Origin of the sequence: Bradyrhizobium sp. (assembly GCF_035273305.1) — a bacterium.
GTDB lineage: Bacteria > Pseudomonadota > Alphaproteobacteria > Rhizobiales > Xanthobacteraceae > Bradyrhizobium.
On sequence record NZ_DATEPI010000086.1, the window covers coordinates 1 to 11,010 of the forward strand.

The window sequence follows — 11,010 nt, forward strand, 5'->3', positions numbered from 1 at the left end:
CGGTTCGTGGGACCATAGTAACGTCGAAAAACGTCCAGCCAATGCTCCGGAGAGTTGTACCTGAACATGAACGTCTGAACGGAGCTGTGGATTTCATGTCCTGGGAACAGCTCTTCAAGGTGTGCGGCGGTTCCCCAGAGAGTGGGTGGTTTGATGCCGGGCGAGGGTGGTGTGTACTTTCCGACCATTTTCAGAAGCTTTCCTATAAAACCCTCCGGCGTCCAGTTAGCCAGTCCGATCTTCCCGCCCTTGCGCACGACGCGAACGAGTTCGGCGGCTGCCTTTGTCTGGTTCGGGGTGAACATGACGCCGAACGTGGATAGCGCCACGTCGAAGCTGCCATCAACAAATGGAAGTGCCTCCGCGTCAGCCTGCTGAAAATCGATGGAAAAGCGCTCGGCCGACGCACGCTCCCTGCCTCGCTCGAGAAGTGCGCCGACATAGTCGGTTGACGTGACGCGAGCAAAGCGGCGGGCCGCCGCCAGCGTCGCGTTCCCGTTGCCAGCCGCAACATCGAGCACGTTGCTGCCGGCACGCATATCAACGGCCTCGCACAGTCGCTCGCCGACGATCTGAAGAGTCGATCCGATCAATGCATAGTCACCGGACGACCAGACGGACTGCTGGCGTTGCTTGATGGCACTGTAATCAGGGGCTAGCGTCGCAACCGACATAGTACATCTCCTTTTTGCCGAAAACTATCGCCCGAGGGCGACCCCGCGACTTGCGGAACTGGCAGGAGCATCTAACGGCAGGGACGACGCAGCTAGTTCAGGATCTGAATTTACCCGGTACAGATTTTGAACTGGCGCGATTGGAAAACGCGATTAGAAAAGGGGTAGCATCCTTGTGGGGCAGGAAGTGGCCCGAGGAACGCTTGAAATGTCGGATACCAGCTACAATCAGTTCTGTCCCGTATCGATGGCAGCGGAGGTCATCTGCTCCCGGTGGACGCTCCTCGTTGTGCGCGAACTCGTGGTGGGTTCAAGGCGTTTCAACGAACTGCGGCGTGGGCTGCCAAGCATGTCGCCCGCCCTGCTCTCGAAGCGGTTGAAGGATCTCGAAGCTGCCGGGATCGTCAGGCACGTCGCCGCTGAGCGTGAGCCGGGCGCGCTTGAATATCGTCTCACTGAAGCCGGAAATGAGCTGCGTCCCATTATCGAGGCCATCGGCGTCTGGGGACATCGATGGGTTACGACGGAAGCCACACTACAGAATCTCGATGCTAATCTGCTGATGTGGGATATCAGGCGAACCATAAATCCAAACCCCCTGCCGCCTCGCCGCAACACCGTTCAGTTCATTTTTAACGATAGGCCGCCTTCGGAGCGCAACTTTTGGCTCATTGTGGAACCGGCTACCGAAGTTGATCTTTGCCTGGTCGATCCAGGCTTCGACGTCGATCTTTATGTATCAACCGATCTGCGCAGCATGACCGAGGTCTGGCTCGGCTATATGGCCATCGGCGCCGCAGCGGAGAATGGCCGCCTCGTCTTGACGGGCGACAGCAAGCTAGCCAGCGATCTGCGTAGCTGGTTGAAGCTCAGTGTGTTCGCGAAACTCGAGAAGAAGGTTGCTTAACGATCGCACCGGCCATTCGCTCCGAGGCAGGTAGATGGGCTACGGCTCCACTAGCGAAGATTTCTGCTCACGAATGGCTTAGGATGTGCCGATCAGCCGCAATTCCAGATCGGCCCGATCGGCGTTCGCGTCCAGCACGGACCAAAGCTGCCGCCATTGTAGCGCCCGCGGTCAAAGCCGGGCCAGCCGAAATAGTGCCAGTTGCCATCATACCCGTAATAACGAGGGACCGGGTCAATATACCAGGGGCGTCGGTCGCGGCGCGCCAAACGCAGCGCCGCGGCTTTCTGAGCATAGAGGGGGACGCTGTTGCTCAGCGGTTGCTGATAGCCCGGCAGGAAACCGTAGCCATGCCACCGTGGCGCTGGCCGTTTATGAATCGGCGCAGCCGGCGCAGCAAAAGCGAGCAGCGACAGGACAGCAGCAATTGCCAGACAGACGAGGCGCGACATAAGCGCAGCATAGAGAGTCCGCAGTGAGAAGAACATTGAAATTCGAGTGCAAAAATCGTTAACCGGATGAGCGCAGCGAAAGCCGGGGGCATCTGTCCGCTTATTCCCCGCATATCGCGTTGACGTCTCCTGGAGAAACCCGTTCAGCTCCGAGGGACGCCTGCGATTTCCAGCCCGTCGCCAAGGCGGGACATGAACATCGGAGTGAACGGCCAGGCCTGACGCGCTTCCGCCGCGGTAAGATCGGGATCCTTGCGCATGAGTTGGCGAGCCATGCGCCGCGCTTCGCTGCGCGACCCCGTCATCGCCGCTGCAGCGACCGCAACACGTTGCGCCCAGAAAGATCCCGGAGAAGCCCCGACACCACTGGTGACCCAGCGTATCGCGCGGTCGTAGCGTCCAGCGGCAAAATGCGCGCATCCCATGCCGATGAAGCTGAGATGGCGCAGCGGCTCGAATGGCATCAGGTGCAGTGCCGTGGAGAGTTCGCGGATCGCTGTCTCGCTGTCGCCCAAATAGGCCGACATCCAGCCGCGGCGGACCCACGCATAAGCAAGCCCGGGATCGAGCGCCAAGGCGCGCTCAAGACGCCGATCGGCTTCCTCGAGACGACGAGCCAGCACCAGCGCGCCGCTGCTCAAAGTGAGTGCCAAGGCATCGTTCGGTGCGAGTCGGCAGGACTCGTCGGCCAGCCGCAACGACAAGGCACGATCGCGATCGGGTGTCGAACTGAATCGGTGCGATGCCCGCTGTCCCCAGCACCAGGCGGCCACAGCCTTTGGCAGACCATAGCTTGGCTCCAGTTCCTGCGGACCGTCGAGTTTTTCCAGGGCCGCGTTGCATTGTTCTGGCGCCACCGCAAACGCCAAGGGGAGCGCATCAAACGTTAGCCGCATGGCTTCGTCGAGATCGCCAACGTCCATGCTCGGATTCTTGGCCCGCCGCATTGTCGTGGACGGCAATTCGCCGAATGCGCGCCGGTACTCGGCCGCAAACCGACCAAACTGACCAAAGCCGTTCGTCAAAGCGACATCAGTGACGGTATCCTCCGGGCCGGCGTGCTGCAGAGCCTGCCGCGCCCGAGCAAGCCGCATGCTGCGCGTCCAGCCGAGCGGCGTCGTGCCGAGAAACATTCTGAAATGTCGTTCGAGCGTGCGTGCAGGGACGCCGCTGACCGCGGCAAGCGCGCTGAGTTCGACGGGCTCGGACAAGTGACTGCGAAGCCAGTCGAGCGCCCGTGTCAGGTCCGCTGGAAGGGCCGACGCTTCTGGCGTGAGGCCGATGCTTGCTTTCGATTCCAGGTTGCGTGTCGACATGCCGACATAACCTCGACAACCAGTCGCATTGGGACAATACACCGTTTTCAGGTTTCGTGGCGAAATTTGCATAGTGATGCGAAAACAGTATAGCGGCCGGTTCAGAGCTCCGCCCAATCTTTCCCGAGCGCAACTACGGTAACGGGAGGCGGATTATGGTGAGAGCATCCCTTGGACTGGCGACGGTATTGATCAGCGTATCATTGGCTTCTCCGGTCCGTGCCCAATCTGAAGACGACAAGCTCGGCAAGGTGCATTTCGAGACGTCGTGCAATCCTGAGGCCCAAAAATTATTTGATCGCGGCATGCTGTATCAGCACTCGTTCTGGTACCGCGCGTCGCAGAAAATGTTTGAGGGCACGCTGAAAGCTGATCCCGCCTGCAGTATTGCCTATTGGGGTATCGCGCTTAGCCTGTTGTGGAATCCACATACGGTGCCGCCGGTGAAGAATCTGGCGGAGGGCGCAGCGGCGATCGAGAAGGCGAGAGCAATTGGCTTCAAGACCGAGCGCGAGCAAGCCTACGTCGACGCGCTGGCCTCAATGTATAAAGATTACGAGAAGGTGGATCATCGCACCCGCATCGTGGCCTATGCGAAGCAGATGGAAGCCCTCGCGCAACGCTATCCCGATGACGACGAGGCACAGATCCATTATGCGCTCGCGCTCAACACCTCAGCTTCCGCGGCCGACAAGACCTATGCCAGCCAGCTCAAGGGCGCGGCGATTCTCGAACCCATCGCCCTGCGTCAGCCGCTGCATCCGGGCGTGGCACACTACCTGATCCATCTCTACGATTATCCAGCGATCGCGGACAAAGGCATCGAGGCGGCGCGGCGGTACGCCAAAATTGCGCCGGATGCGCCACATGCTCTGCACATGCCCTCGCATATCTTCACGCGGGTCGGCTACTGGAACGACTCGATCTCATCCAATGTGGCCTCGGCGCGGTCCGCAAAGGAATCGAACGACTTATCCGAACAGCTGCATGCGATGGACTATCTGGTTTACGCCTATTTGCAGCTCGGTCGGGACGACAACGCCAAGTCGGTGATCGATGAGATGAGCACGGTCACCGGCTTCAGCGAGACCTTCATCCCAGGGCCCTACGCCGAGGCAGCCTCTCCGGCGCGCTACGCTTTAGAGCGCGGCGACTGGAAAGCGGCGGCGGAGCTGACAGTGCGACCAAGCCCGCTCGCCAATGTGCAGGCCATTACTTATTTCGCTCGCGCGATCGGAGCTGCAAGGGCTGGCAATCCCGAAGCCGCCAAGCCCGACGTTGCAAAGCTCGGTGAACTCCATGACAAGCTGCGCGAGGCAAAGGATGCCTATTGGTCCGAACAGGTCAACATTCAGGCCAAGGTCGCCTCCGCCTGGGTGCTCTATGCCGAAGGTAAGAAGGATGACGCGCTGAAGGCGATGAGCGATGCCGCCGACGCGGAGGATCGCACCGAGAAGCATCCGGTGACACCAGGCGTTCCAAAGCCGGCGCGCGAGCTCTATGGCGAGATGCTGATCGACAGCGGCAATGCAAAGGAGGCGCTGACGGCCTTCGAGGCGACGCTGAAAAAGGAACCGAATCGCCTCGGCGCCTATGTCGGCGCGGCGAGGGCAGCGGTGCAACTCGGCGACACCGCCAAGGCGCGGCAATATTTCAGCAAGGTGGTCGAACAAGCCGGCAATCAGGGTAACACCCGCACTGAGGTCGCGGATGCGCGCGCTTATCTCGATGCGCACTAGGAAGCGTACCCGGAATAACCGGCGCGCGATGTGGCTGACTGCGCCGTTTGCGCTCGGCGTAGTCGTCATATCGGCTCATGCTGACTCGCTGCAGATCGTCGGGTATTCGGGCCATCTCGGGGAATGGGAGTTGACCGCCACCGTCACCGAAGAGGGTTCATCCGCGGAGAGGCGATATTCAGGGGCGCTGCTGATGAAACATGTCGGGCTTTGCACCCAGGAAGGACCCGAGGAAAAGAGCGGCAACATCAGTATTCGGATGCCGAGCTCCTCGTCGCAGCTCGAGGCGACGCTGCGCGTCGATGGCGTCGAATGCAGCTATAGGGGAATACGGGCCGATTTTTACAGCGGCACCATGAACTGCACGGGGCGAGAAGCGGTGCCGCTGAAGTTGTGGGTCCAGTAGAGCGTTCGACCCGTTCAAGCTTTGGCAATGTCAACGATGGCTTGCGCAAAGGCCTGTGGCGCTTCCTGCGGCAAGTTGTGTCCAATGCCACCTTTGATCGTGCGATGCTCGTATCTACCCGAGAATTTCTTCGCGTAGGCGCTGGGGTCCAAATGCGGCGCGCCATTGGCATCACCTTCAAGGGTAATGGTCGGCACCGTGATAATCGGACCTTGCGCAAGCCGCTTTTCGAGCTCGTCATATTTCGGCTCGCCTTCTGCAAGGCCCAGTCGCCAGCGATAATTGTGGATCACGATGGCAACGTGATCGGGATTATCAAAAGAGGCTGCGGTGCGCTCAAACGTGGCATCATCGAAGGCCCATTTCGGCGAGGCCAGCTGCCAAATGAGCTTTGAAAATTCGCGTCGGTATTTGTCGTAACCGGCCTTGCCCCGTTCGGTGGCAAAATAATATTGGTACCACCACTGCAGTTCAGCGCTCGGGGGCAACGGCATCTTGGCGGCTTCCTGGCTCCCGATCAGGTAACCGCTCACGGACACGGTCGCTTTGCACCGCTCTGGCCAAAGCGCGGAGACGATGTTGACGGTCCGCGCGCCCCAATCGAAGCCGGCCAAAATAGCTTTCTCGATCTTGAGGGCGTCCATCAACGCGATCGTGTCCACTGCGATCGCCGACGGCTGGCCGTTCCGGACGGTGTCGCTCGACAGAAAGCGCGTCGCGCCATAACCGCGCAGAAACGGAACGATGACGCGATAACCCGCCGAGGCCAATAAGGGCGTGACATCGACAAAGCTGTAAATGTCATACGGCCAGCCGTGCAGAAGCATCACTGGCGGGCCATCGGCCGCGCCTGCTTCGGCATATGCGACATTCAGGACGCCGGCATCGATCTGCTTCAGTGGGGCGAATGAAGTATTCGTTCCAGGTTTGATCGGAGGCAGTTCTGCCTGGCCCATCTTGCTCGATTGCGCATCAGCCGGGGCGATAATGCCGAGCTGCGCGGCCGCGGTGACAGCAGCGGCGCCGACGAAATAGCGACGAGCCCAATCTATCTCTTCTGCGATTTTGCTAGTGCTCATGGTCAATCTCGTTGGTTCGGATGACATTTTATTGCCGCCGCCGCTTCACTATCCGGCCATGCGCGCCTCTCAACGCTTCTGGTACGGGTGGAAGATGTGATCCTTTGATTTGACGGCCACATGGCACGCGTGTCCGCAGTCCGACGGGCTGGGATCGGCCGTGAACTTGTCAGATGCGGCTTCATAGTTGAACAGCGCATATCCCCATCCGCCGCTCTGCGGAAATTTGTTGCTATCCTTTTCCATCACAAATGCCTGCGTGAACACGTCTGGCACATCCACGACGAACGGCGCCTCCGTGCTCTTCTTCGGCTTCCACTGGAGCTTCGCGATCATGGAGCCATTCGGGAAAGCTTGCCCGTTGCCGGGAATGCCTGCCTTGTACGCGTTGATCATAGTCGGATTGGCGACGATCACCTTGAGCACTTCGTCGGTTCGGGCGGAAGACACCACCGCCCAGTCCTCGTATCCCCTGAAGTCGGAGAACGCGATTCCGCTTGGGGATTTCAGCGAGTACTTGTCGTCCGCGCAAACGGCCGTGCCGCCCAGCATGGCAAGCAATAGCGCAACCATTGGGATCATCGAGGAAGGAGTTCTGGTCATCGATTACTCCTGCTTAGCTGTTGAGATTCCCTCAAGGGCCGATATTCACCAGCGCGATGCCGAGGGAGCGTGTATCAATAAGCTACTTTATTCGATCACTTCGTCGGCGCGGGCGAGCAGCGTTGCCGGAATTTCGAGGCCAAGATCCTTGGCAGTCTTGAGGTTGACGATAAGTTCGAATGTCGTGGGCTGCTCGACTGGAAGGTTGGCAGGTGACGCGCCCTTCAGAATCTTGTCAACATACTCTGCGGCTCGACGGCTCATCTGGCGTTGATCCGGCCCATACGAAATCAATCCGCCGGCTTCGACGTAATCGCGTGCCCCATAAATTGCGGGGAGCCTTGCCTTGGTGACGAGCTGGATGGTTTGCTGCTTGGCGCCCAACAATACTGGATCTTCCAGCAGCAGCAGACTCGTGGCTCCGGAGCTGATCACTGCTTCGATAGCGGTCGGCAGTTGCTCGGCGGTCCTGGCTTCGAAGACAACGAGGGGCTGACCCATGGTCGCTGCCGCCGTCTTGACCTGTCGCAACGCCAGCGCCGTATAAGGGGTGTCGGGATTCCCGAGCACGGCGATCAGGTTTTTGCCCGGTATGAGGTCCTCCAGCAGTTGCAGCCGCTTGGCCGTGATGTCGCTAGCCTGGCCGCTCAGGCCGGTGGCGTTTCCGCCCGGCTGACTCAGACTCGAGATCAGGCCGGCTCCGATTGGATCTCCAACTGACGTGAACACAACCGGGATCTTGCTGCTGGCCGCCATAGCCGCCTTGGGCGCAAGTGTCCCGAATCCGGCAATCACGAGGTCGGGAGCGGTGCGCACGAGTTCTGCTGCGAGCTGCGGCAGCCGTTCCGCCCGGCCTTCAGCCGACCTGTAGTCCAGGATCATGTTCACGCCCCGATGGTAACCGAGCTCATCAAGGCGCTGCAGCAGCGGCTTCGCCAGACTCTTATCCTCACCAGGAAGTAGCGCAAGATAACCGAGGCGGTACGTCTTCGCGGGCTGCGCGCGTGCGGGGGCTGACAGCAGCATCGCTCCGCCAACCCCAAGCCCAATAAAGTGGCGTCTTCTCACGGCTGCCCCCTTGGTCAAGGCGGATGCTAAAGCATGATGCGGAAAGATGAGTCAGTTTTCCCTCGGGACAACGCGAAAAAGCGCGCGCGACCAGATCTACCGTGAGCGGCATTGAGCCCGGTTCTGGTCGAAGGCGCGCAAGCGCCCCGCACTGCCCGCGAAAACCTGGTCGTTCTCAATAAAGGCTTAACGGGTACGACAATACTGTCGCCGATCCCTTTTGCCAGGAAGGCACTCACCATGCGTCATCTGACGGTTTACAATCGATTTGCACTGATTATCGCGGTTTTGAGCGTCGTCTTTGTCGCCGCGCTCACCGCTCAAGTGATAATCCTTCGCGATACCGTCATCGAGGAGCGTCGCACCAAGGTCTTCGATCTGGTCGAAGCCGCCAAAAAGATCCTGTCCAGCTACGAGGAAAAAGCCAAAGCCGGAAAAATCTCGGCGGAGGAGGCACGGCAGCTTGCGTTTGATGCGATCGGCGCGATGCGCTGGGGCAAATCGGCCGATTATCTTGGAGTGTACGGTGCAGGCAGCACCAATGCCGGCGTCACTTACGTGCACGCCAACCCGAAATACATCAATGTCAACCGCTGGGATTACAAAGACCACAAAGGCCAGCTGCTGATTCAAAACATCGTGGCCAAAGCCCGTAGCGGCGGCGGCTTCCTCGAATACCAGGTGCCGAAATCGGCGGGCGGTCCTGAGCTGCCGAAGCTTACTTATGCGGGCGGCTATGGGGAGGGCGAGAAGCTGCTCGCGATCCAGGCGGGCGTCTATACCGACGATATCGACGCGGTGGTTTTCGACCGCGCCATCCGGATCGTGGCGGGCGGGCTGGCGGGGTTGCTCATCGCGGGATTGGTCGCTTTCGCTCTCGGTCGCGGCCTGGTCCGTCCGCTCAGTGCGATATGCGACTCCATGGATGGTCTGGCAAAGGGTGATTTAGGCGTCGAGGTGCCGTTTGTGGAGCTTCGTAACGAGATCGGCCATATCTCGCGCAGTCTGGCCGTGTTCAAGGATCGGTTGATCGATGCCGAACGTCTTCGCGCAGAACGCGAGGAGGCGACGGTTCGCGCCGTGGCGGAACGGAAAGCGGCCATGAACCGGATCGCGGCCGAGTTCGAGAAGAGCGTGGGAGGCATTATCGCCGGCGCTGATTCAGCGGCGACCGAGATGCAGCGCTCGGCGCAATCGCTGTCGGCGATCGCGACGGAAACAACCAGGCAGAGCACGTCGGTTGCCGCAGCCGGTCAACAGACCACGACCAATGTGCAGACCGTGGCCGCCGCGGCGGAGGAACTTTCGACATCGGGCCAGGAAATCTCCCGTCAAATCATTCATTCGGCAACAATCGCGCAAAGCGCCGTCGCGCAGGCCGAACGGACCAATTCAATGGTGGAAGGGTTGCTGGAAGCCACACAAAGGATCGGCGAGGTGATGGGCCTCATTCAAAACATCGCCGCGCAGACCAACCTCCTGGCCTTGAACGCGACGATCGAGGCCGCGCGGGCCGGGGAGGCCGGCAAGGGCTTTGCCGTGGTGGCAGGCGAAGTGAAGGTGCTCTCGACCCAGACCGCGAAAGCGACGGAGGAGATCGCCGATCAGATTCAGGCGATTCGAGATGCAACGGGGACAACGGCCGGCGCAATTCGCGAGATCGGCACGACGATCGGGCAGATCGACGAGATTGCCACGACGATCGCCGCGGCGGTGGAGGAGCAGAGTGGAGCTACCAACGAGATTGCCCGCAGCGTTCATCAGGCCGCGCTGGGTACTCAGGGTATCATGCAAAACATCGCCGGCGTGACGCAAGCATCGGGGCAGGTGGGAACGGCGGCCCAACTGGTTCTCGGTTCGGCCGGCGAACTCGCAAAGCAGTCCCAGCGCCTCAAGCAGGAGGTCGAAAGTTTTCTCGCGACGGTTCGGGCCGCGTAGGCTCGAATCCTCTAACTAAATGCTGCCCGGCGATGACTTGTGGAGGATCGAGGAAGGAACGATCCCGAAATACTTTCTGAACACGCGACTGAAATGCGACGAGCTCGAAAAGCCCCACGAAAAAGCGACGTCGGTGATGGTTTTGCCCCCGTGGGCCTCCAGCTCCTGACGGCAGTGCTGCAGCCTTGCCTGCCAGATGTAGTCGCTGACTGTCATGCCCCTCTCGCTGAACAACATGTGCAGGTAGCGCTTGGTGCAGCCCAATTCCGCGGAGATCTGGTCGATGCTGAGATCCGGGTCGCGTAAATGCTCGTTGATGAAGGCTTGGGCCCGCACATAGAGCGCTAGCGGACCGCCCCGGTCGAAGGTCGTACCGGCCTCGCGAAGCGGCAACAGCAACAGGTCGATCAGCGTATCGGCGACGCCCAGCGCGGTCTGCGGAGACAATAAAGCAGCTTCGCCAAATGCGGCGTGCATGAAATCATGCGCGATTCGGCCGGTCCCGCTGCGTGCGGAAAGTTTGCACGCTGGCAGCTTTGCCGAATGGAACCCGCGCTCCATCAGCACTTCCTTTGGCACAACCACTACTTCGTGCCGCGTCAGCGACGGGCTGACGATAGTGTGTGGACAGGACACATCGTAGGCGAGGCAATCGCCGGGCGCGAGGTCAAACCGGCGACCATCCTGCTCGAAATGAGATACGCCGTATGTCTGGAACAGAATTTTGACATAGGGGTGATCGCCCGACTTGCCGCGCGACACGGGATGCGCGAGTCGGTGCTGACTCACCTCGATCTGGCAGAGTTTCAGGCGCGAGACGGTCTTGTA

General features: G+C 60.1%; 11 protein-coding genes. 4 read left to right on the forward strand and 7 right to left on the reverse strand.

The window, feature by feature from the left end:
• Window positions 1-674: class I SAM-dependent methyltransferase (locus VJV58_RS05480; protein WP_324136325.1), on the reverse strand; the 674-nt coding region annotated here is incomplete at its 3' end.
• Window positions 675-882: 208 nt separating this feature from the next.
• On the opposite strand from VJV58_RS05480, the gene VJV58_RS05485 reads away from it, so the two are divergent.
• Window positions 883-1,581, forward strand: a complete 699-nt coding sequence (locus VJV58_RS05485) for a helix-turn-helix domain-containing protein (RefSeq protein WP_324136326.1) — start codon at window positions 883-885, stop codon at window positions 1,579-1,581.
• 92 nt (window positions 1,582-1,673) lie between these two features.
• Here VJV58_RS05485 and VJV58_RS05490 read toward each other — a convergent pair whose 3' ends face one another.
• Both VJV58_RS05490 and VJV58_RS05495 read right to left on the reverse strand, forming a co-directional pair.
• Window positions 1,674-2,033, reverse strand: coding sequence for a hypothetical protein (locus VJV58_RS05490; RefSeq protein WP_324136334.1), 360 nt, complete (start codon window positions 2,031-2,033; stop codon window positions 1,674-1,676).
• Between the two features lie 143 nt (window positions 2,034-2,176).
• On the reverse strand, window positions 2,177-3,349 hold the full coding sequence (locus VJV58_RS05495; RefSeq protein ID WP_324136327.1) for a helix-turn-helix domain-containing protein: 1,173 nt from the start codon (window positions 3,347-3,349) through the stop codon (window positions 2,177-2,179).
• A 155-nt stretch (window positions 3,350-3,504) separates the two neighbouring features.
• On the opposite strand from VJV58_RS05495, the gene VJV58_RS05500 reads away from it, so the two are divergent.
• Both VJV58_RS05500 and VJV58_RS05505 read left to right on the forward strand, forming a co-directional pair.
• Window positions 3,505-5,088, forward strand: a complete 1,584-nt coding sequence (locus VJV58_RS05500) for a tetratricopeptide repeat protein (protein ID WP_324136328.1) — start codon at window positions 3,505-3,507, stop codon at window positions 5,086-5,088.
• A gap of 28 nt (window positions 5,089-5,116) precedes the next feature.
• Window positions 5,117-5,494 (forward strand): hypothetical protein, encoded by a 378-nt coding sequence (locus VJV58_RS05505; RefSeq protein WP_324136329.1) that lies wholly within the window; start codon window positions 5,117-5,119, stop codon window positions 5,492-5,494.
• Between the two features lie 14 nt (window positions 5,495-5,508).
• Here VJV58_RS05505 and VJV58_RS05510 read toward each other — a convergent pair whose 3' ends face one another.
• The 3 genes from VJV58_RS05510 to VJV58_RS05520 all read right to left on the reverse strand — a co-directional run bounded on the left by VJV58_RS05510 (window position 5,509) and on the right by VJV58_RS05520 (window position 8,244).
• On the reverse strand, window positions 5,509-6,573 hold the full coding sequence (locus VJV58_RS05510) for an alpha/beta fold hydrolase (RefSeq protein WP_414641413.1): 1,065 nt from the start codon (window positions 6,571-6,573) through the stop codon (window positions 5,509-5,511).
• 69 nt (window positions 6,574-6,642) lie between these two features.
• Window positions 6,643-7,176 carry a cytochrome P460 family protein gene (locus VJV58_RS05515; protein WP_324136330.1) on the reverse strand — a complete coding sequence of 178 codons (534 nt, stop codon included), beginning with the start codon at window positions 7,174-7,176 and terminating at the stop codon, window positions 6,643-6,645.
• An 87-nt stretch (window positions 7,177-7,263) separates the two neighbouring features.
• Entirely contained in the window at window positions 7,264-8,244 is a 981-nt protein-coding gene (locus tag VJV58_RS05520) for an ABC transporter substrate-binding protein (protein ID WP_324136331.1), read from the reverse strand.
• A gap of 111 nt (window positions 8,245-8,355) precedes the next feature.
• Between VJV58_RS05520 and VJV58_RS05525 the strand changes: the two genes are divergently transcribed.
• The gene (locus tag VJV58_RS05525; protein ID WP_324136332.1) at window positions 8,356-10,182 is read left to right on the forward strand and encodes a methyl-accepting chemotaxis protein; all 1,827 of its coding nucleotides are present in this window, start codon (window positions 8,356-8,358) and stop codon (window positions 10,180-10,182) included.
• Window positions 10,183-10,197: 15 nt separating this feature from the next.
• On the opposite strand, the gene VJV58_RS05530 is transcribed toward VJV58_RS05525, so the two are convergent.
• Window positions 10,198-11,010: helix-turn-helix domain-containing protein (locus VJV58_RS05530; RefSeq protein ID WP_324136333.1), on the reverse strand; the 813-nt coding region annotated here is incomplete at its 5' end.

Coding starts and splice junctions, on each gene's coding strand:
- VJV58_RS05485 (WP_324136326.1), top strand. CDS start 883: ATGTCGGATACCAGCTACAATCAGTTCTGTCCCGTATCGATGGCAGCG.
- VJV58_RS05490 (WP_324136334.1), bottom strand. CDS start 2,033: ATGTCGCGCCTCGTCTGTCTGGCAATTGCTGCTGTCCTGTCGCTGCTC.
- VJV58_RS05495 (WP_324136327.1), bottom strand. CDS start 3,349: ATGTCGACACGCAACCTGGAATCGAAAGCAAGCATCGGCCTCACGCCA.
- VJV58_RS05500 (WP_324136328.1), top strand. CDS start 3,505: ATGGTGAGAGCATCCCTTGGACTGGCGACGGTATTGATCAGCGTATCA.
- VJV58_RS05505 (WP_324136329.1), top strand. CDS start 5,117: ATGTGGCTGACTGCGCCGTTTGCGCTCGGCGTAGTCGTCATATCGGCT.
- VJV58_RS05510 (WP_414641413.1), bottom strand. CDS start 6,573: ATGAGCACTAGCAAAATCGCAGAAGAGATAGATTGGGCTCGTCGCTAT.
- VJV58_RS05515 (WP_324136330.1), bottom strand. CDS start 7,176: ATGACCAGAACTCCTTCCTCGATGATCCCAATGGTTGCGCTATTGCTT.